This is a genomic window from Pseudomonas sp. TH21 (assembly GCF_016651025.1).
GTDB classification, from domain to species: domain Bacteria; phylum Pseudomonadota; class Gammaproteobacteria; order Pseudomonadales; family Pseudomonadaceae; genus Aquipseudomonas; species Aquipseudomonas aylmerensis.
Genome location: NZ_JAEKEQ010000001.1, coordinates 1068794 through 1088878, shown reverse-complemented (window position 1 = coordinate 1088878; position 20085 = coordinate 1068794). Strand labels below are relative to the sequence as shown.

The 20085-nt window shown below is 62.3% G+C and carries 18 protein-coding genes; 6 read left to right on the top strand and 12 right to left on the bottom strand.

Annotated elements, in window-relative coordinates:
• Nucleotides 1–35 precede the first annotated feature (35 nt).
• On the bottom strand, nt 36–914 hold the full coding sequence (locus JFU04_RS04795; protein WP_201143593.1) for a polysaccharide deacetylase family protein: 879 nt from the start codon (nt 912–914) through the stop codon (nt 36–38).
• Nucleotides 915–925: 11 nt separating this feature from the next.
• Nucleotides 926–2257: an amidase gene (locus tag JFU04_RS04790; protein ID WP_201143592.1), complete on the bottom strand. Its 1332-nt coding sequence runs from the start codon at nt 2255–2257 to the stop codon at nt 926–928.
• Nucleotides 2258–2593: 336 nt separating this feature from the next.
• Here JFU04_RS04790 and JFU04_RS04785 point away from each other — a divergent pair, with 336 nt between their 5' ends.
• The 6 genes from JFU04_RS04785 to cmoB all read left to right on the top strand — a co-directional run bounded on the left by JFU04_RS04785 (nt 2594) and on the right by cmoB (nt 9184).
• A complete protein-coding gene (locus JFU04_RS04785; RefSeq protein WP_065906913.1) occupies nt 2594–3583 on the top strand; it encodes a GntR family transcriptional regulator in 990 nt (329 codons plus the stop codon).
• 135 nt (nt 3584–3718) lie between these two features.
• The gene (gene lon, locus JFU04_RS04780; RefSeq protein ID WP_065906917.1) at nt 3719–6142 is read left to right on the top strand and encodes an endopeptidase La; all 2424 of its coding nucleotides are present in this window, start codon (nt 3719–3721) and stop codon (nt 6140–6142) included.
• 261 nt (nt 6143–6403) lie between these two features.
• Nucleotides 6404–6793, top strand: coding sequence for a protease inhibitor I42 family protein (locus JFU04_RS04775; RefSeq protein ID WP_106805063.1), 390 nt, complete (start codon nt 6404–6406; stop codon nt 6791–6793).
• Between the two features lies 1 nt (nt 6794).
• Nucleotides 6795–7451 (top strand): lysoplasmalogenase, encoded by a 657-nt coding sequence (locus JFU04_RS04770; protein WP_201143591.1) that lies wholly within the window; start codon nt 6795–6797, stop codon nt 7449–7451.
• 36 nt (nt 7452–7487) lie between these two features.
• Nucleotides 7488–8231, top strand: coding sequence for a carboxy-S-adenosyl-L-methionine synthase CmoA (cmoA, locus tag JFU04_RS04765; RefSeq protein WP_065906921.1), 744 nt, complete (start codon nt 7488–7490; stop codon nt 8229–8231).
• Nucleotides 8228–9184, top strand: a complete 957-nt coding sequence (cmoB, locus tag JFU04_RS04760; RefSeq protein WP_201143590.1) for a tRNA 5-methoxyuridine(34)/uridine 5-oxyacetic acid(34) synthase CmoB — start codon at nt 8228–8230, stop codon at nt 9182–9184. The genes cmoA and cmoB overlap by 4 nt, the downstream gene beginning before the upstream one ends.
• 138 nt (nt 9185–9322) lie before the next feature.
• On the opposite strand, the gene tadA is transcribed toward cmoB, so the two are convergent.
• The 10 genes from tadA to lptF form a co-directional block, all read right to left on the bottom strand.
• Entirely contained in the window at nt 9323–9820 is a 498-nt protein-coding gene (gene tadA / locus JFU04_RS04755) for a tRNA adenosine(34) deaminase TadA (RefSeq protein WP_065906923.1), read from the bottom strand.
• Entirely contained in the window at nt 9820–11202 is a 1383-nt protein-coding gene (locus JFU04_RS04750) for a multicopper oxidase family protein (RefSeq protein ID WP_106805718.1), read from the bottom strand. The genes tadA and JFU04_RS04750 overlap by 1 nt, the downstream gene beginning before the upstream one ends.
• 466 nt (nt 11203–11668) lie before the next feature.
• Nucleotides 11669–12412 carry a pyridoxine 5'-phosphate synthase gene (gene pdxJ, locus JFU04_RS04745; protein ID WP_065906925.1) on the bottom strand — a complete coding sequence of 248 codons (744 nt, stop codon included), beginning with the start codon at nt 12410–12412 and terminating at the stop codon, nt 11669–11671.
• A 51-nt stretch (nt 12413–12463) separates the two neighbouring features.
• A complete protein-coding gene (gene recO, locus JFU04_RS04740) occupies nt 12464–13153 on the bottom strand; it encodes a DNA repair protein RecO (protein WP_106805066.1) in 690 nt (229 codons plus the stop codon).
• Nucleotides 13154–13317: 164 nt separating this feature from the next.
• Nucleotides 13318–14220: a GTPase Era gene (era, locus tag JFU04_RS04735; RefSeq protein ID WP_016978271.1), complete on the bottom strand. Its 903-nt coding sequence runs from the start codon at nt 14218–14220 to the stop codon at nt 13318–13320.
• Nucleotides 14213–14902: a ribonuclease III gene (gene rnc, locus JFU04_RS04730; RefSeq protein WP_016978270.1), complete on the bottom strand. Its 690-nt coding sequence runs from the start codon at nt 14900–14902 to the stop codon at nt 14213–14215. The genes era and rnc overlap by 8 nt, the downstream gene beginning before the upstream one ends.
• A gap of 150 nt (nt 14903–15052) precedes the next feature.
• The gene (lepB, locus tag JFU04_RS04725; protein WP_065906928.1) at nt 15053–15907 is read right to left on the bottom strand and encodes a signal peptidase I; all 855 of its coding nucleotides are present in this window, start codon (nt 15905–15907) and stop codon (nt 15053–15055) included.
• Between the two features lie 5 nt (nt 15908–15912).
• Nucleotides 15913–17712, bottom strand: coding sequence for a translation elongation factor 4 (gene lepA / locus JFU04_RS04720; protein ID WP_028618986.1), 1800 nt, complete (start codon nt 17710–17712; stop codon nt 15913–15915).
• Between the two features lie 151 nt (nt 17713–17863).
• Nucleotides 17864–18943, bottom strand: a complete 1080-nt coding sequence (gene lptG, locus JFU04_RS04715) for an LPS export ABC transporter permease LptG (RefSeq protein WP_065906929.1) — start codon at nt 18941–18943, stop codon at nt 17864–17866.
• Complete coding sequence (gene lptF, locus JFU04_RS04710) at nt 18936–20054, bottom strand: LPS export ABC transporter permease LptF (protein WP_016978267.1); 1119 nt, start codon at nt 20052–20054, stop codon at nt 18936–18938. The genes lptG and lptF overlap by 8 nt, the downstream gene beginning before the upstream one ends.
• Nucleotides 20055–20085: the final 31 nt, after the last annotated feature.

The following is a 20085-nucleotide window of genomic DNA, read 5'->3' as shown; positions in this document are numbered from 1 at the left end:
GCAGGCGCCGGCAAGCCGGCACCTGCAGGGTGGGTTCAGGTACGGGGTTGGCGGCGAATGAAGTCGTCGGCGATTTCGTCGAAGGTGACGAAGCGCACGCCGGCATGGCTCTGGATGTGCTCGATCAGGCGCTCCAGCATCAACAGCACTTGCGGGCGGCCGGACACGTCGGGGTGGATGGTCATGGTGAACACCGCGTGTTCGTGCTCGCGGTAGACCCAGTCGAACTGGTCGCGCCACATTTCCTCGAGGTGACGCGGGTTGACGAAGCCGTGGCTGTTCGGGGCTTTCTTGATGAACATCATCGGCGGCAGGTCATCGAGGTACCAGTTGGCCGGGATCTCCACCAGGTCGGTTTCTTCGCCGCGCACCAGGGGTTTCATCCAGGTATCGGGGTGCTGGCTGTAGTCGATCTTGGTCCAGGTGTCGCCCTTGCGCACGTAGTAGGGATGGAAGTCGTTGTGCATCAGGCTGTGGTCGTACTTGATGCCTTTTTTCAACAGCAGCTCGTTGGTCACCTTGCTGAATTCCCACCACGGCGCGACATAGCCGGTGGGGCGCTTGCCGGTGACCTGGGTGATCAGCTCGATGGACTTGTCGAGGACGATTTCTTCCTGCTCGGCGGTCATCGCGATCGGATTTTCGTGGCTGTAGCCGTGCACGCCGATTTCGTGGCCGGCGTCGGCCACGGCCTTCATCTGCTCGGGGAAGGTTTCCATCGAGTGGCCGGGGATAAACCAGGTGGTGCGCAGGCCGTAGCGTTCGAACAGTTTGAGCAGGCGCGGCGCGCCGACTTCCCCGGCGAACAGGCCGCGGGAGATGTCATCGGGCGAGTCTTCGCCGCCGTAGGAACCGAGCCAGCCGGCGACGGCGTCGACGTCGATGCCAAATGCACAGAGGATGTCTTTAGCCATGGTGTGTCTCCTTAAAAAGTCAGGGCGGTTTCGACCGACAAAGCGGCCCGCAGCAGGCGTGCGTCTTCGCCGCTGGGGGCGCTGAGCAGCAGGCCGGTGGGTAATCCCAGGGCGTCGCGGCCGCTGGGCAGGCTCACGCCGGGCATGTCGAGCAAACTGCCGGGCATGGTCAGGCGCAGGGTGGCGAGGTTGGTGCTGACAAACAGCGCGTCGTCGGCTTCCAGCGTTGCCAGGGCCGGGGCGACATGCGCAACGGTGGGGGTGATCAGCACGGCGCCGTCGAGGTCGTCGATCAGTTGCTGTTGCAGGCGGCGGCGGGCATCGGTGAGGGCGATCAGTTGGCTGGCCGGCAACGCGCGCGCGGCTTCGAGGCGGCGGCGTACGCGGGGGTCGAGTTGCTCGGCATCGGCGCTGTCGAGCAACGCCTGGTGCAGGGCGAAGGCTTCGAAGGCGCCGAGCCAGCCTTGGTGCTTGATCAGCTCCAGCGTGGCCTGGAACGTGGGCGAGGGGCGCAACTCGACCCGCGCACCGGCGGCCTTGAGTTGGTCCACCGCGCGCAGCAGGTTGTTGTGCACGGCGGGTTCAATGCCTTCCAGGGCGCCTTGCTCCAGCACAAAGTGCTGGCCCTTGAGGCATCGCGCGACATGGGTTTGCCGGCGGCCGTGGAGCAGGTCGTCGATGGCCAGCGCATCGCGCACGCTGCGGGTCAGCGGGCCAAGGCTGTCGAGGGTGTGAGCCAGGGGGAACACGCCGTCGCGGCTGTAGCGTCGGCTGCTGCTGCGGTAGCCCACCAGGCCATTGAATGCCGAGGGGATGCGGATCGAACCGGCGGTGTCGGTGCCCATCGCAATGGGCACGATGTCGGCGGCGACGGCCACTGCCGAGCCGGACGATGAGCCACCCGGGATACGTGGCTGGTCAGTGCCGTGCGGGTTGTGCGGGGTGCCGAAGTGCGGATTGAGGCCGAGCCCGGAATAGGCCAGCTCGCTGAGGTTGGTCTTGCCGACGCTGACCATCCCCGCGCGGCACAGCAGCCCTACGCTGGGCGCATCGAGCAAGGCGGCAGGCGCGTTGCGTCGGTAGGCGGCACCGGCAGTGGTGACGCTGCCGGCCACGTCATAGAGGTCCTTCCAGGCCACGGGCACGCCATCCAACCCACTCAATGGCTGGCCGGCCCGCCAACGCGCGGCGGCAGCTTCGGCTTCACGGCGGGCGCGCTCGGTGGTCAGGCTGATAAATACCGCCGGGACCTGGCTGGCTTTGTCGAGTGCCTGCTCGAGGGCTTGCACCGGGTCGTTGCGACCGCTGGCGAAATCCTCGGCCATCGAAGTGGCGTCTGACATCAAGATGACCCTCACAAAACGTACATATTAATAAAATGTACATTTTACAAAGGCAGGTTTCGTGCCAGTCTGTGAACGCGCGCAACCCGCAGATCAGATGTTCGCGTCAGGATCCACGGGATAGATGCTCCTGGGTCTGAAAAAAAAAGCGTGCAAGACATCCAGCGCAGTGTTTAAAAGAAATAATGTATCTTTTATGAATAAGTACATTTTGGTGCAGAAAAGTAACATTCCCGCTGTCCAGGCCCCAAAAAAGTGCCACCGATGTGGCGCAGAGTGACAGGCGCATCTATGAGAGAATCCCCGGCCACCGTCCTACATCCTCTTGAGAAAGCAATGAAAGCAGTGTCCGCCTCGGCCTCCCGTTACGCGATGATTCATCAGCTGTTGCGTGATGCGATCGTCAACGGCACCGCGCGCCACGGGCTGGTCCTGCTGGAGGCACCGCTGGCCGAGCTGTTCGGCACCAGCCGCGTGCCGGTGCGCAAGGCCCTGGACCTGCTGCACGCCGAAGGGCTGATTTGCCGCTTCAACGGCCGCGGCTACCTGATCAATCCCGAAGGCCTGGCCATGGAGCCGCTGCGCTTGCCGCTGAGCCATGCGCACCTGGGCTTGAATGGCGAAGATGAGCTGGTGGATACCCGACCGCTGGGCGAGCGGATCGTCGAGGAAATCGGCGCGGCGCTGTCCACCTGCATCGCCTTCGGCCACTACCGCCTGGACGAGCAGGCCGCCGCCGACCACTACGGCGTCAGCCGCGCGGTGGTGCGCGAAGCGCTGATGCGCCTGCGCGACCGGGGCCTGGTCGAAAAAGAGCCGTACTCGCAGTGGCTGGCGGGGCCGCTGACCGCGCGGGAAGTCACCGAAGACTACGAACTGCGTGCCTGCCTGGAGCCCGAAGCCCTGCGCCAGAGCGCACCGAACCTGGACCGCGAACTGCTCGAAGCCATGCTGCAACGCGTGCTGGACGCCCAGGACAGCCCCCATTGCAGCCTGGAAGCCATCGAACAGATCGAAGAGGATTTGCACCAGCGCTGCCTGGCCGGCCTGCAGAATCGCAAGATCGCCGCGTTGATTCGCCAGGGCCAGAGTCCGATGATCATCAGCCGGATTTTCTACCGTTTGCTGGGGATCGGCGCCGATCCTGCCATGCTTGCCGAACATCGCCTGATTCTGGAGTTGTTGCTGCACGGCGCCGTCGATGCGGCCGCGCTGAATCTGCGCGAGCACCTGCAACGGGCCCGGCAGCGCATGTTGCAGCGGTTGAAAGTGCTGTCGGTGCTGCCGGAACAGCCACTGCCCGCCTATCTCCACAAAATCAGCTGAGCCCCGCAGGAGCCGGCTTGCTGGCGCCTACGGGTTTCGAAAATATCATGCAATATGTTGCTATCTCACGCCCGCCATTGAAACCACCACTGCCCTGCCCCATCTAACCTGCATACTTCCTTATGCAGGTGCCCCATGAGCGACCAGCAAGAATTCCCGGACATCGACCTCAACGATTACGCCGATCCCGAAAACGCTGAACACGCAGCTTCATCCAACACCGGCCTTGCCCTGCCTGGGCAAAACCTGCCGGACAAGGTCTACATCATTCCGATCCACAATCGGCCGTTCTTCCCGGCGCAAGTGCTGCCGGTGATCGTCAATGAAGAACCGTGGGCGGAAACCCTGGAGCTGGTGAGCAAATCCGATCACCACTCGCTTGCCCTGTTTTTCATGGACACGCCGCCCGAAGATCCCCGGCATTTCGACACCTCCAGCCTGCCGCTGTACGGCACCCTGGTGAAGGTGCACCACGCCAGCCGCGAGAACGGCAAACTGCAATTCGTCGCCCAGGGCCTGACCCGCGTGCGGATTCGCACCTGGCTCAAGCACCACCGCCCACCGTACCTGGTGGAAGTCGAATACCCGCACCAGCCCAGCGAGCCGACCGACGAGGTCAAGGCCTACGGCATGGCGCTGATCAATGCGATCAAGGAACTGCTGCCGCTCAACCCGCTGTACAGCGAAGAGTTGAAGAACTACCTCAACCGCTTCAGCCCCAACGACCCGTCGCCGCTGACCGACTTCGCTGCCGCGCTCACCTCGGCCACCGGCAACGAGCTGCAGGAAGTGCTGGACTGCGTACCCATGCTCAAGCGCATGGAAAAAGTCCTGCCGATGCTGCGCAAGGAAGTCGAAGTCGCACGCCTGCAAAAAGAACTCTCCGCCGAAGTGAACCGCAAGATCGGCGAGCATCAGCGCGAGTTCTTCCTCAAGGAACAGCTCAAGGTCATCCAGCAGGAGCTGGGCCTGACCAAGGACGACCGCAGCGCGGATGTCGAGCAGTTCGAGCAACGCCTGGAGGGCAAAGTATTGCCGGCCCAGGCGAAAAAACGCATTGATGAAGAACTCAACAAACTGTCGATCCTGGAAACCGGCTCGCCGGAGTACGCGGTCACCCGCAACTACCTTGACTGGGCCACCTCGGTGCCGTGGGGGGTGTATGGCGAGGACAAGCTCGACCTCAAGCACGCGCGCAAGGTGCTGGATAAACACCATGCGGGGCTGGACGACATCAAGAGCCGCATCCTCGAGTTCCTCGCGGTGGGCGCTTATAAAGGCGAAGTCGCCGGTTCCATCGTGCTTCTGGTGGGCCCGCCGGGCGTGGGCAAGACCAGCGTCGGCAAATCCATCGCCGAGTCACTCGGCCGGCCGTTCTACCGTTTCAGCGTCGGCGGCATGCGCGACGAGGCCGAGATCAAGGGCCACCGCCGCACCTACATCGGCGCCCTGCCGGGCAAGCTGGTGCAGGCGCTCAAAGATGTGGAAGTGATGAACCCGGTGATCATGCTCGACGAGATCGACAAGATGGGCCAGAGCTTCCAGGGCGACCCGGCGTCGGCATTGCTGGAGACCCTCGACCCTGAGCAGAACGTCGAATTCCTCGACCACTACCTGGACCTGCGCCTGGACCTGTCCAAGGTGCTGTTCGTGTGCACCGCCAACACCCTGGATTCCATCCCCGGCCCGCTGCTGGACCGGATGGAAGTGATTCGCCTGTCCGGCTATATCACTGAAGAAAAAGTCGCCATCGCCAAGCGTCACCTGTGGCCCAAACAGCTGGAAAAAGCCGGCGTGTCGAAAAACAGCCTGAGCATCAGCGACGGCGCCCTGCGCGCGTTGATCGACGGCTACGCGCGGGAAGCCGGTGTGCGTCAGCTGGAGAAACAGCTGGGCAAACTGGTGCGCAAAGCCGTGGTCAAGCTGCTGGATGAGCCCGACTCGGTGATCAAGATCGGCAACAAGGACCTGGAAAGCTCCCTGGGCATTCCCGTGTTCCGCAACGAGCAAGTGCTGTCCGGCACCGGAGTAATCACCGGCCTGGCCTGGACCAGCATGGGCGGCGCCACGCTACCGATCGAGGCGACGCGCATCCACACGCTCAACCGTGGTTTCAAGCTCACCGGGCAGTTGGGTGAGGTGATGAAGGAGTCTGCCGAAATCGCCTACAGCTACATCAGCTCCAACCTGAAGTCGTTTGGCGGTGATCCGAAGTTCTTCGACGAGGCCTTCGTGCACCTGCACGTGCCGGAAGGCGCCACGCCCAAAGACGGTCCGAGCGCCGGGGTGACCATGGCCAGCGCGCTGCTGTCGCTGGCGCGCAACCAGCCGCCGAAAAAAGGCGTGGCCATGACCGGTGAATTGACGCTGACCGGGCATGTCCTGCCGATTGGCGGGGTGCGCGAGAAGGTGATTGCGGCGCGACGCCAGAAGATTCACGAGCTGATCCTGCCGGAGCCAAACCGTGGCAGCTTCGAGGAGTTGCCGGACTACCTGAAGGAAGGCATGACCGTGCACTTTGCCAAGCGCTTTGCCGACGTGGCGAAGGTGCTCTTCTGATCGCTCACTAGCCCGAGTGCCCCGAGTGGCCCGAGTGCCCCCCCTGTGGTGAGCAGGCTTGCCCTGCGTTGGGCTGCGTAGCAGCCCCTCTTGAATAGACCCCATTCTTTCCAAAAGAATGGGGTCGTCAGTTCTGGGGCTGCTCCACAGCCCAACGCAGGGCAAGCCTGCTCACCACCAAGCGCACTCTGCGGTCCTCTTGTCACACCTTGTCTCATCTTCGGTTATGCTCGCCCTTCGTCGCTAATCAACGGAGCCTCCATGACCGCTGCCCGCCTGCTGCTTCCCCTGAGCCTTGCCCTGCTGGCCGCCTGCGCCAGTGCCCCCAAGCAAAACGTCACCGTGGAAGATCAGGGCGCCTGCCCGCTCCAGCTCAAGTCCGGGCAGAATCTGATCCTGACCCTGCCCAGCAACCCCACCACCGGTTACCGCTGGGCCATCCAGGATTCGGCCGGCGGCGTATTGCGCGCGCTGAGCCCCGAGGTCTACAGCAGCTCGGAATCCGGCGTGATTGGTGGCGGCGGCCAGTCCACCTGGCGCTTCCAGGCCTTTGCGGCCGGCCAGGGACGTTTGCGCCTGACCTCCCAGCAACCCTGGGAGCCGGAAGCCGAACCCGCCGAAACCTTCGACTGCGCCATTACGGTGAACTGATATGCCATGGCTGATTCTTGCGTTGATGGGCGCCAGCACCTTTATCTACGGCCTGACCACCCACGCCACCTTGTTGTGCCTGTTGGTCAAGCCGCTGCCGGTACTCGCGCTGCTGGGCTGGCTGCATGACGCGCCGCCCACCGACTATCGACGCTGGATCAGCCTGGGGCTGATTTTCTCGCTGGTCGGCGATGTGCTGCTGGCGTGGCCGGGCGACTTGTTCATCTTCGGCCTCGGCGCGTTCCTGTTCGCGCACTTGGCGTATCTGAAAGCCTACTTCAGCGATTGCCGCCGCTTGGCGCTGCTGCCATTGGTATTGGCGCTGGGCGTGGGCGCGATCCTGCTGAGCATCCTGATTTCCCACGGCCTGGGCGACCTGCTGATTCCGGTGGTGGTGTACGCGACGGTGATCAGCGCCATGCTCTGGCGTGCGTTGGCACGGCTGGGCAGTGACGTGCCGAAACGCTCGGCGCTGCTGGCGGCGGCCGGTGCGGTGTCGTTTGTGTTTTCCGACACGCTGATCGGCATCAATCGGTTTGTGCTGTCGTTCGAGGCGGCACCGTATCTGTTGATCGTCACTTACTGGCTTGGCCAGTGGGGTATCACGGCCTCGGCTTTCCATCAGACAACCCGCGCATCCGAGGGCCAAGTTGGCTAAAATGCCGGCCTTTCCCCCATCGTCGCCGGAACAGCCGTGAGCAAAGAACCCGATCGCCTATTCGCCCAGCCCCTGCCCCAGGTGCCGGACTTCGCCTTTAACGAGGACGTGGTGCGGGTGTTCCCGGACATGATCAAGCGCTCGGTGCCGGGTTACCCGACCATCGTCGAGAACCTCGGCGTGCTCGCGGCGCAGTTCGCCCAGCCCAACAGTGTGCTGTATGACCTGGGGTCATCCCTTGGCGCGGTCACCCAAGCGTTGCGCCGCCATGTGCGCACCGACGGTTGCCGGGTGATCGCTGTGGATAACTCGGCGGCCATGGTCGAGCGCTGCCGCGAATACCTGAATGGCCAGGACTCGATGTTCCAGGAGCTGTTGCCGGTCGAGGTGGTGGAGGGCGATATCCTCGCGCTGCAATTTGCACCGGCCTCGGTGGTGGCGCTGAACTTCACCCTGCAATTTATCGCCCCCGAGGAGCGCCTGGCGCTGCTCGGCCGCATCCGCCAGTCGCTGTTGCCGGGCGGTGCATTGATCCTGTCGGAAAAGCTGCGCTTCAATGACCTTGAAGAACACGCGCTGCTCACCGACCTGCACATCGCGTTCAAACGCGCCAATGGCTACAGCGAACTGGAAATCGCCCAGAAGCGCAGCGCCATCGAAAACGTCATGAAGCCCGACAGCCTCGAAGAACACCGCGAACGCCTGCTGGCGGCCGGGTTCTCGAAAGTCGTGCCGTGGTTCCAGTGTCTTAACTTTGCCTCGTTGATTGCCTTGCCATGATTGATCTGTCTCCCCTCGCCCGCCATCTGGTCGGCACTCCCCTGGCCGTGTGGGCCCAGGGCCTGCAAGCGCAACTCGATAGCAAGATGGAAAAAGGTCATGGCGACCTCGAGCGCTGGCAGAGTGCGTTGGATGCGTTGCCTGCCATCCAGCCCAGCGAAGTGGATTTGCTCAACGGCCTGACCCTGGACACCGACTGCGACGACGCCACTCGCGCGCAAATGCACACCGCGCTGATGGGCCTGAGCCCGTGGCGCAAGGGGCCGTTCCACCTGTTCGGTGTGCATGTGGACACCGAGTGGCGTTCGGACTGGAAATGGTCGCGCGTGGCGCCGCACCTGGACCTCAAGGGCAAGCGCATCCTCGACGTCGGCTGCGGCAACGGCTACTACATGTGGCGCATGCTCGGCGCCGGCGCCGACAGCGTGATTGGCGTGGACCCCAACTGGCTGTTCTTCTGTCAGTTCCAGGCCGTGCAGCGCTATTTGTCCGCGCCGAATGCCTGGCACCTGCCATTCCCGTTCGAAGACCTGCCGCCCAATCTGGAAGGCTTCGACACCGTGTTTTCCATGGGTGTGTTCTACCACCGTCGCTCGCCGATCGAGCATTTGCTGGCGCTGAAGGACACTCTGGTCAAGGGCGGCGAACTGGTGCTGGAAACCTTGGTGGTCGAAGGCGACCAGCAGCAAGTGCTGGTGCCGGAGGACCGCTACGCGCAGATGCGCAACGTATGGTTCCTGCCGTCGGTGCCGGCGCTGATGTTGTGGCTGCGCCGCGCCGGCTTCAGTGAGGTGCGTTGCGTGGACGTGAGCGTGACGACGGTCGCGGAACAACGCGGGACGGAGTGGATGAAGTATCAGTCGCTGAGCGACTTCCTTGATCCGCAGGATCACAGCAAGACGATCGAAGGGCTGCCGGCGCCGATGCGCGCCGTCATTATCGCCAAGAAATAAACCCCATCGCCCTGGATAAATGCAGATCAAAAGGTGGGAGCGGGCTTGCTCGCGAAAGCACTGGTTCAGCTACGCAGAGGGTGGCTGAACCACCGCTTTCGCGAGCAAGCCCGCTCCCACATTGGTTTTCAGTGTTGTTTAAACCGATGGTTTTGCACGGCGCGCCTTGAAGAATTCGCTCAAGACAGTCCCACACTCCTCAGCCAGCACCCCGCCTTCAAACAGCACGCGGTGATTGAGAAAACCCTGGGTAAAGAACTGCCCCTGGCTTTGCACGATCCCGGCCTTGGGTTCCAGCGCGCCATACACCACCCGCGCCACCCGCGAATGCACGATCAGGCCGGCGCACATGCTGCACGGTTCGAGGGTCACATACAGCGTGCTGCCGACCAGGCGATAGTTGCTGATCGCTTGCGCGGCGGCGCGGATCGCGACCATTTCGGCATGGGCACTGGGGTCGTTGCCACTGATCGGGCAGTTGAAGCCGCGACCGATGATTTCGCCGTCCTGCACCAGCACTGCGCCCACCGGCACCTCGCCCAGCGCAGCGCCTTGGGCGGCCAGGGCCAGGGCCTCGCGCATGAAGTCCTGGTCACGGCTGCGGTCGATGATCGCCGTTGGACGAAACTGGCGCATCACGCCACCTCGATGGCGGCCATCAGGCCGGTTTCCATGTGGTCGATCACGTGGCAGTGGAACATCCACACCCCCGGGTTATCCGCCACCAACGCCACGCGCGCGCGCTCGTTCTTGCCCAACAGGTAAGTGTCGGTGAAGTACGGGATCACCTTATGGCGGTTCGAGGCGATCACCTTGAAGCTCATGCCATGCAGGTGGATCGGGTGCTGGTACTGGGTCATGTTCTTCAATTCGAAAATGTAGCTCTTGCCCTTTTCCAGCTTGGCAATCGGGCGGTCGGCACAGGTCTTGTCGGTGATGTCCCAGGCCTTGCCGTTGATCTGCCACAGGCTCGGCGGCTTACCGTTGTCGACGTCGACGGAAACCGAGCCGACCCATTCGAAATTGAAGTTGAGTTTCTCGGCGTTGGCCAGGTCCGGCTCGGCAATCGGGTTGGCTGGCAAAGCGGGCGGCCACTCGGTGGGAGCGTCGTTGTTGGCGACCGAACGGAACGTGCCGAGGCGCACCGGGCCGTTGCGGATCGACAGCTCTTCACCCGCCGCTGGCGCCTTGATCGCCAGGCAGATGCGCATGCCCGGGCCCAGCCAGTATTCCTTGCCCAACGGCCGCGGTTCGACCGGGTTGCCGTCTAACGCGTAGATCTGCGCTTCAACCTCGGGAATATTGAGGCGATACGTCAGGGTGTTGTCGAGGTTGAGCAGGCGCACGCGGGTGATCTGCCCGGCCGGCAAATCGATCACCGCCTGGGACACGCCATTGATCGTCGATAGGCGCCCGGCGGTCCCGCCACGCGCCGCTTCACGCGGGATGCTGAAGGCAACAAAGGCGCCCTCTTCGTCCACGTGCCAGCTTTTCAGGCTGAGGGTGCGTTCGTGTTTGAAACCGGTGGGCTCGCGCTCTTCGATGATCAGCGGACCGACCAGGCCACGGCCGAGTTCTTCGCTGCTGTTGACGTGGGGGTGATACCAGTAGCTGCCGGCGTCGGGTACGCGGAATTTGTAGTCGAAGTATTCACCGGGCAGTACCGGCAGTTGCGAGACGTAGGGCACGCCGTCCATTTCCAGCGGCAGGCGGATACCATGCCAATGAATGGTGGTGGCGACCGGCAGGTGGTTGATAAAGCGCACCCGCAGCCATTCACCCTGGCGCACGCGCAACTCGGTGCCCGGCGCCGACGGGCCGAACGCCCAGGCTTCGGTCTTGTGTCCTGGCACCAACTCCACGTCGAGCGGCGCGGCGATCAGTTCGTAATCGTGCCCCGCTTCGGCCTCGGCGACTTTCCCCAGCCAGTAGCGATAGGCGCCACCGGCACCGACGCCCACAACGGCCAGGCCTGCAAGACCACCCAGGATTTGTCGACGGGAAAAGGATCGGGACACAACAACCTCACGAATCTGCCGCAGGCCAGAGGCCCGCAAAAGGCAGATACGATACACCTGCATCGGCTAAACAGTAAGGCTTCGCATTGCCGCAGTTGCTGATTTCATTGGGTCGCGTGGCGAGTACGCTGTGTAACAAAGAGCTTGTCATGCCGAGCAGGCTTTTTGTAACAAGGAGCCTGTCGTCCCGAGCACGCCTTTTGTAACAACGAGCCTGTCGGGCCGAGCACGCCTTTTGTAACAAGGAGCCTGTCGGGCCGAGCACGCCTTTTGTAACAAGGAGCCTGTCGGGCCGAGCACGCCTTGTGTGGCGAGCGGGCTTGCCCCGCGTTGGGCTGCGCAGCAGCCCCAGTTCAATCGCCGCCGAGTGTCAGGGAGACCGGAATCGCAGGTTTCAGGGCCGCTTCGCAGCCCAACGGGCAAGCCCGCTCACCACAGGAAGCACGGCTGAGCTTGGGCTGCGGTATCAGGCCTTGGCAGCAGCCAGAATCAGCGCCTTCATCTCGGCCACGGCACCTTTGAAGCCGACAAACAGCGCATGCGCCACCAGCGCATGGCCGATGTTCAGCTCGTTGATGCCTTTGATCGCAGCCACGGCCTCGACGTTGTGGTAGTGCAGGCCATGGCCGGCGTTGACGATCAGGCCTTCATTCAACCCGCAATTGACCCCATCGATGATGCGTTGCAGTTCGTCGGCGACTTCGGTCGGCGTGGTGGCATCGGCATAACGGCCGGTGTGCAGCTCGATGGCCGGCGCGCCAACGCGGCGCGACGCTTCGATCTGGCGCTCATCGGCGTCGATGAACAGCGAGACTTCGCTGCCGATCTTCGACAGGCGCTCCACCGCGGCCTTGATCCGCGCTTCCTGGCCGGCGACGTCGAGGCCGCCTTCGGTGGTCAGTTCCTGGCGGGTTTCGGGCACCAGGCAGATGTGCGCCGGACGGATGCGCTCGGCGAACGCCATCATCTCTTCGGTGACGCCCATTTCGAAGTTCATGCGGGTTTGCAGCACGTCCTTGAGCAGCAGCACGTCGCGCTCCTGGATGTGGCGGCGGTCTTCGCGCAGGTGCACGGTGATGCCGTCGGCGCCCGCTTCTTCGGCGTCCAGCGCGGCCTTGACCGGGTCAGGGTAACGGGTGCCCCGGGCCTGGCGCAGGGTGGCGACGTGGTCGATGTTGACGCCAAGAAGAATGCGATTGCTGGTGGTCACGGAAGCGCTCCTGAAAAGGGAAAGAATCGGTGCACAGCATACACGGGGATGTCAGGGCTTTCGAAACAACTCGCGACTGACCAGCGGCCGTCCGCCCAAGTGCACGGCCAGTGCCTGGCGCATCAGGCGCTTGGCGGCGGACAAGGCGCCGGGGGCGGTCCAGTCGGCTTCGCTCATGGCCAGCAGCTCTGTGCCCTGGAACAGCCCCGGCTGCAGCAGGTACACGCGCTCCAGGCCAGCATCGACCTGGAGGCGGTACATGCCGTCGGCGGCGATGGGCTCGCCGTGCAGGTCGTTGGCCAGTTCGAAGCCGTAGCCGAGGTCATCCAGCAGGCGCCACTCGAAGGCGCGCAACAACGGCTCCAGCGGGCGCCCTTCGGCGAGGGCCAGCAAGGTGGCAGCGTAGTGATCGAAGACCGCGGGGTGCGGGTCTTCAGCGGGCAGCAGGCGGATCAGCAGTTCATTCAGGTAGAGGCCGCTGAACAGCGCCTCGCCATTGAGCCAGGCGCTGGTGCCGACGCTTTCCATGCGGCCGACGTTCTTCAGCTCGCCCTTGCCGCGAAACTCCACGTCCAGCGCCACGAAGGGCCGCGCCAATGTACCCGCCTTGCCCCGCGCGCTGCGCAACACTGCGCGCAGACGACCTTGGGGCGTAAGGAAATCCACCAGCGCACTGGTCTCGCGGTAGGCGCGGCTGTGCAGGACGTAGGCGAGTTGGCTGGGAGGTGGGGATTGGGACATTGGGTTCTCGCTGACAAGCACGGTCTTGAAAACTGCGACTATCCAATGTGGGAGCGGGCTTGCTCGCGAAGGCGGAGTGTCAGTCGATACATTCATCGCTGATAGACCGTATTCGCGAGCAAGCCCGCTCGCACATTTTGACTTGCGGCGTTACCGAAGGCCGTTTACAGGTCGCCGTAGCCCAGCGAACGCAGTGCGCGCTCGTCATCGGACCAGCCACCCTTCACCTTCACCCACAGGTTGAGCATGATCTTGGAATCGAACAGCAATTCCATGTCCTTGCGCGCTTCAGTGCCGATGCGCTTGATGCGCTCGCCCTTGTCGCCAATGATGATTTTCTTCTGGCCGTCACGCTCGACGAGGATCAGCGCATGGATGTGCAGGGTCTTGCCCTGCTGCTTGAACTCTTCGATCTCGACGGTGATCTGGTACGGCAGCTCGGCGCCCATCTGGCGCATGATTTTCTCGCGCACCAGTTCGGCGGCGAGGAAACGGCTGCTGCGGTCGGTGATCTGGTCTTCCGGGAAGAAGTGCTCGTTCTCCGGCAGGTGCTCGGCGATCACACGTTCCAGGGCATCGAGGTTGTGCCCGTGCTGGGCCGAGATCGGGATGATCTGCGCGTTCGGCAGTTGTTCCTGCAGCCAGCTCAGGTGCGGCATCAGCTCGGCTTTGTCTTCGATGCGGTCGGTCTTGTTCAGCGCGACGATCAACGGGCCGGTGACGTACTGCACACGCTCGAGGACCATCTGGTCTTCGTCGGTCCACTTGGTACGGTCGACCACGAAGATCACCACGTCGACGTCTTTCAACGCCGCCGAAGCGGTCTTGTTCATGTAGCGGTTGAGGGCTTTCTCGCCGCCTTTGTGCATGCCCGGGGTGTCGACGTAGACCGCTTGCACGTTGCCTTCGGTCTTGATGCCCAGCATGTTGTGGCGGGTGGTCTGCGGCTTGCGCGAGGTGATCGCGAGCTTCTGGCCGAGGATGTGGTTCAGCAGCGTGGACTTGCCCACGTTGGGGCGGCCGACGATGGCAACATAGCCACAGCGTGTTGCGGTTGAATCAGTCATGGCCATTCTCCACGCCCAGGGCAATCAGTGCTGCAGCGGCCGCTACCTGTTCGGCAATACGACGGCTCACACCCTGACCTCGGCTTTTTTCATTCAATAAGGTGATTTCACATTCCACGAAGAACACGCGGCAATGCGGTTCACCCTGGATATCCACCACTTCGTAGCGTGGCAGTTCGCACCCGCGCGACTGGAGGAATTCCTGCAGGCGGGTCTTGGGATCTTTGTTGGTGTCGACGAGCGTGAGGCTTTCGATCTCGGAGGTCAGCCACGCGGTGACGCGCTCCTTGGCCGCTTCCATGCCGGCATCGAGGTAGATCGCGCCGATCAGCGCTTCGAGGGCATCGGCGAGGATCGATTCACGCCGGAAACCGCCACTCTTCAACTCGCCGGACCCCAGGCGCAGGTACTCGCCCAGGCCGAAGCCACGGGCCAGCACCGCCAGGGTCTCGCCCTTCACCAGGCGCGCACGCAGGCGCGACAGCTGGCCTTCACGGGCTTGTGGGAAGCGCTCGAACAGGGCTTCACCGGCGACGAAATTGAGGATGGCATCACCGAGGAATTCCAGGCGTTCGTTATTACGCCCGGCAAAGCTGCGGTGTGTAAGGGCAAGGACCATCAATTCCTGGTCCTTGAAGGTGTAGCCGAGCTGACGCTCGAGACGACTTAAAGAAACGCTCACGGTTTACCCATATCTGTTTGGTGGCACCGGCGGCCATCGACGATTGACGCAGTGTTCAAATTCAAATCCTGATTGGTGCTGCATGAGGCGGGACCGATTTGTCCCAACCCCAGAAAAGCATTCGGCGCTGTGTTCACAGCGCCGCCTGTATTACTTGATCAGCCCGACCCGCGAGAAGTTCGGCAGGTGGCTGAGCTTGGGTTCCGGCCAGCTCATCCAGACCGCGAAGGCCTTGCCGACGATATTCTGGTCGGGAACCATGCCCAGCAGGTCCTTGGGAATGGTGGGATCATCCCAGTAGCGGCTGTCATTGGAGTTGTCACGGTTGTCGCCCATCATGAAATAGTGCCCGGCCGGCACTTTCCACTCACCATCAGGCTGGGCACGGTAGCGGCTCATTTCCTTGCGGATTTCGTGCTCTACCGCACCGAGTTTTTCTTCGTACAGCTCAGCGCTGCCCAGGCTGTTCGGTTCGGAACCGATCAACTTCTCGGCCACCGATTCGCCGTTGATGAGCAGGCGCTTGTCGCTGGTGTAGCGAATCACGTCGCCCGGCAGGCCCACTACACGCTTGATGTAGTTGACGTTCGGATCGCTCGGATAGCGGAACACCATCACGTCGCCGCGCTGCGGGTCACCGATCTCGATGACCTTCTTGTCGATCACCGGCAGGCGGATCCCGTAGGAAAACTTGTTCACCAGGATGAAGTCGCCGACATCCAGGGTGGGTTTCATCGACCCCGAAGGGATCTGAAACGGTTCCACCAGGAACGAACGCAGCACCAGCACGATGAACAACACCGGGAAGAACGACTTGCCGTATTCAACCAGCAAAGGCTCTTTGTTCAGCTTCTCGATGACCACGCCATCGGGCTGGCTGACGCTGCCCTGATAGGACGCGATAGCCGCCCGCCGACGCGGGGCGAAGAACACCAGATCGAGCAACGCCAAGAGACCGCAAACGGCAACGGCGATGACCAGCAACAGCGGGAAATTTAGCGACATAGGACCTAACTATCCAACCTGAGCACCGCAAGGAAGGCTTCTTGTGGAACTTCCACGTTACCCACTTGCTTCATGCGTTTTTTACCGGCCTTTTGCTTCTCAAGCAGCTTGCGCTTACGGCTTACGTCACCGCCGTAGCATTTGGCCAGTACGTTCTTTCTGAGTGCCTTGACGGAGGTCCGCGCAATGATCTGCCCGCCGATGGCGGCCTGGATCGCGACGTCGAACATCTGGCGCGGAATCAGTTCTTTCATCTTCTCGGTCAACTGGCGACCTTTGTAGTGCGCGTTGTCCTTGTGCACGATCAGTGCAAGGGCATCTACCTTGTCGCCGTTGATCAACACATCCAGTTTCACCAGATTAGCCGATTGGTAACGATCGAAATGGTAGTCCAGCGAAGCGTAGCCGCGACTGGTGGATTTGAGGCGGTCGAAGAAGTCCAGGACCACTTCGTTCATCGGCATGTCGTAGGTCACTTGCACCTGGGTACCGAGGAACAGCATGTCGCGTTGTACGCCACGCTTTTCGATACACAGGGTGATGACGTTGCCCAGGTGTTCCTGCGGAACCAGGATATTGGCCCGCACGATAGGCTCGCGCATGTCTTCGATTGCCGACAGATCCGGGAGCTTGGACGGGTTGTCGACGTAAATCGTTTCACCGGTTTTCAGCAACAGCTCAAAAATAACCGTCGGTGCGGTGGTGATCAGGTCCAGGTCGTATTCGCGCTCGAGGCGCTCCTGGATGATTTCCATGTGCAGCATGCCCAGGAACCCGCAGCGGAAGCCGAAGCCCAGGGCGTCGGAGCTTTCCGGGGTGTACTGCAACGACGAGTCGTTGAGGGTCAGCTTCTGCAGGGCTTCGCGGAAATCCTCGAAGTCATCGGAGCTGACCGGGAACAGGCCGGCGTAGACCTGTGGCTGAATGCGCTTGAAGCCCGGCAGCACATCGACGTCCGGCGTCGAGCTGAGCGTCAGCGTGTCACCTACCGGCGCGCCGTGGATGTCCTTGATACCGGCGATGATGAAGCCCACTTCACCGGCTTTCAGATCAACGGTCGCAGTGTGCTTGGGGTTGAACACACCCACGCTGTCCACCAGGTGGATCTTGCCGGTGGACTTGACCAGGATCTTGTCGCCCTTCTTCACGCGGCCATGGCGCACGCGGACCAGGGACACAACGCCCAGGTAGTTGTCGAACCAGGAGTCGATGATCAACGCTTGCAGCGGATCTTCGTAGTTGCCGGTCGGCGCGGGAATGGTCTGCACCAGGCGCTCGAGCACTTCGTCGACACCCAGGCCGGTCTTGGCGCTGCAGGTGACGGCGTCGGTGGCGTCGATGCCGATGATCTTCTCGATCTCTTCCTTGACGCGCTCGGGCTCGGCCTGTGGCAGGTCGATCTTGTTCAGCACGGGCATGACTTCCAGGCCCTGCTCGATCGCGGTGTAGCAGTTGGCAACCGACTGCGCTTCAACGCCCTGGCCGGCGTCGACCACCAGCAAGGCACCTTCACAGGCCGCCAGGGAACGGCTGACTTCATAGGTGAAGTCGACGTGGCCCGGGGTGTCAATGAAGTTCAGCTGGTAGGTGATGCCGTCTTTGGCCTTGTAATACAGAGTAACGCTGTGGGCCTTGATGGTGATCCCGCGCTCGCGTTCGAGGTCCATGGAGTCCAGGACCTGGGCTTCCATTTCACGCTCGGCAAGGCCGCCGCACATCTGGATGAATCGATCGGCCAGCGTCGACTTGCCATGGTCAATGTGGGCGATGATGGAGAAATTGCGGATATGACTCAAATCACTCACGGATCAACACTCAAAAAGGCTGCAGGCAGATTGCCCGCTGAAAAATAGCCGGGAATTGTACCTGATGCTCAGGCCAGGCGTCATCTTTGCTGACCAGAACAAAAATGCCCCGATCTCGCGAGCGGGGCATTTTTTGTTCATAAGCGCGGCATCAACCGGCGCGGCGCAACAGCCAGAACCCCGCCAGGGCGCAGATACCGGTCGGCACCAGCACCGCAAACAACGGCGAGAACCCGAACACCAGGCTCGACGGGCCCAGCAGGTCCTGGGCAATCCGGAAGGTGAAGCCGACCAGCACGCCGGTAAACACGCGCTGGCCGAGGGTGACCGAACGCAGCGGGCCGAAGATGAACGAAATCGCCATCAGTACCAGCGCGGCGGTAACCACCGGCTGCAACACCTTGACCCAAAACGCCAGCCAGTAGCGGCCGTTGTTCAGGCCCTGGTCCTTGAGATAGTGGATGTAACCCCACAGGCCGGAGATCGGCAGGCTTTCGGGGACCATCACCACGGTATTGAGCAATTGCGGCTTGAGGGCGATATCCCACTCCTCGCTTGGCACATTGATCACTTCGGTGCTGGCCTTGGTGCCTTGGCCGATATTGCGGAAATAAGTCGTGGTGACGTCGCTCAGTTGCCACTTTTCATCGCCGTACTGTGCACGTTTGGCGAAGCTGGACGCCAGCAAGTGACGTTCCTTGTCGAACGTGTAGCGCGTGACCCCGATCAACAGGCCGCCCGGCTGCACGGCGTTGATGTGGATGAACTCATCACCCTGGCGGTGCCACAGGCCATGCTTGGAGCTTTGCGCATCGCCCGAGCCCTGGGCCAGGGCGCGGTTGGCCTGGGCCGTGGTTTCAGCCGGTGGCGCGACGTATTCGCCGATCAGCACACTGCACAGCATCAGCAGCAGCATTGGCTTCATCACCGCCCAGACGATACGGCCGATGGACACCCCGGCGGCCCGCATGATGGTCAGTTCGCTGTTGCTGGCCAGGCTGCCCAGGCCGATCAGGCAGCCGATCAGCGCGGCCATCGGCATCATGTCGTAGAGGCGACGCGGTGCGGTGAGGGCGACGTAGCTCAGCACGTCCCACACGGTATAGGTGTCGCTGACGTTGCCGACTTCATCGATGAAGGCGAACAACGAGGCCAAGCCCAGGATGATGCCCAATACCGCCAGGATGGCGATCAGTACGCTGCTACCAATGTAGCGATCGAGCTTAGCCACGAGCCAACTCCTTCTGGCCACGACGGCTCATCATTTTCAAGCGTATAGGTTCCCAATACAGCAGCCCCAGGCCGATCACCAGGAAGATACCGTGCACCCACCACAGGCCCAGGGTCGGCGACAGCTTGCCTTTCTCCAGGGAGCCACGGGCGGAAATCAGGATGGTCAGGTAAGCCATGTACAGCAGGATCGCCGGCAACAGCTTGAGGAAACGGCCCTGGCGCGGGTTGACGCGCGACAGCGGCACGGCCATCAAGGTCACGATGAACACTAGCAGCGGCAGGGAAATCCGCCATTGCAGCTCGGCGATCGAGCGCAGCTCCTTGCTGCCGAACAGGTCGGTGGTGGGGATGGCATCGCGGTCAGTGACTTCGTCGCTGATGTCCGGACGGGCCAGCATCACGCCATAGGTGTCGTATTTGATCGCGCGATAATCCGCCATGCCCGGGCTGCCATCGTAGCGATAGCCATTTTCCAGGATCAGGTAGCGGCTGCCGTCCGGACGGACTTCCTGGCGGCCGGAATCGGCTACCAGCACGGAAATGCCGCGGTCTTTCTTGTCCTGGCCCAAGCGCTTCTCAGAGATGAAGACACCGCCCAGGTTGGCGCGGTCGTCGGTCAGGGTTTCGGTGTAGGTCACCCGTGAACCGTCGTTCAGGGCCTGGAAACGGCCGGGCTCGAGGGTGTCGAACTCGGTCATCGCGTCCTGCTTGTTCAGCACCAGCTGGAACTGCATGGCGCCTTGCGGGGCCAGGCTCAGGCTCAACCAGGCCACGATCAGCGCGACGCCGGCGGCCGGGATCATGGTCATGCCCAACAGGCGCTGCTGGCTCATGCCGGTGGCGGAGAGCACGGTCATTTCGCTTTCGAGGTACAGGCGGCCGTAGGCCAGCAGGATCCCGAGGAACAGGCCCAACGGCAGGATTAGCTGCAGGAACCCCGGCAGGCGAAAGCCCATGATCAGGAACAGCGAGCCTGGGTCCAGGGCGCCGGAGGCAGCCTGGGCCAGGTATTTGACGAAACGACCACTCATGATGATGACCAGCAACACCGCACTCACGGCACTCAGGGTCAACAGGACTTCGCGGGACAGATAACGGAAGACGATCAAACCAGACACTCCAGGGTTGTCAGGCTAAGGC

Excerpts from the sequence above, each read along its gene's own strand:
- recO (WP_106805066.1), bottom strand. The coding sequence starts at position 13,153 with ATGTCCCAATCCCCACCTCCCAGCCAACTCGCCTACGTCCTGCACAGC.
- lon (WP_065906917.1), top strand. The coding sequence starts at position 3,719 with ATGAGCGACCAGCAAGAATTCCCGGACATCGACCTCAACGATTACGCC.
- lepB (WP_065906928.1), bottom strand. The coding sequence starts at position 15,907 with ATGTCGCTAAATTTCCCGCTGTTGCTGGTCATCGCCGTTGCCGTTTGC.
- cmoB (WP_201143590.1), top strand. The coding sequence starts at position 8,228 with ATGATTGATCTGTCTCCCCTCGCCCGCCATCTGGTCGGCACTCCCCTG.
- JFU04_RS04770 (WP_201143591.1), top strand. The coding sequence starts at position 6,795 with ATGCCATGGCTGATTCTTGCGTTGATGGGCGCCAGCACCTTTATCTAC.
- era (WP_016978271.1), bottom strand. The coding sequence starts at position 14,220 with ATGACTGATTCAACCGCAACACGCTGTGGCTATGTTGCCATCGTCGGC.
- JFU04_RS04790 (WP_201143592.1), bottom strand. The coding sequence starts at position 2,257 with ATGTCAGACGCCACTTCGATGGCCGAGGATTTCGCCAGCGGTCGCAAC.
- JFU04_RS04775 (WP_106805063.1), top strand. The coding sequence starts at position 6,404 with ATGACCGCTGCCCGCCTGCTGCTTCCCCTGAGCCTTGCCCTGCTGGCC.
- tadA (WP_065906923.1), bottom strand. The coding sequence starts at position 9,820 with ATGCGCCAGTTTCGTCCAACGGCGATCATCGACCGCAGCCGTGACCAG.
- JFU04_RS04785 (WP_065906913.1), top strand. The coding sequence starts at position 2,594 with ATGAAAGCAGTGTCCGCCTCGGCCTCCCGTTACGCGATGATTCATCAG.
- JFU04_RS04795 (WP_201143593.1), bottom strand. The coding sequence starts at position 914 with ATGGCTAAAGACATCCTCTGTGCATTTGGCATCGACGTCGACGCCGTC.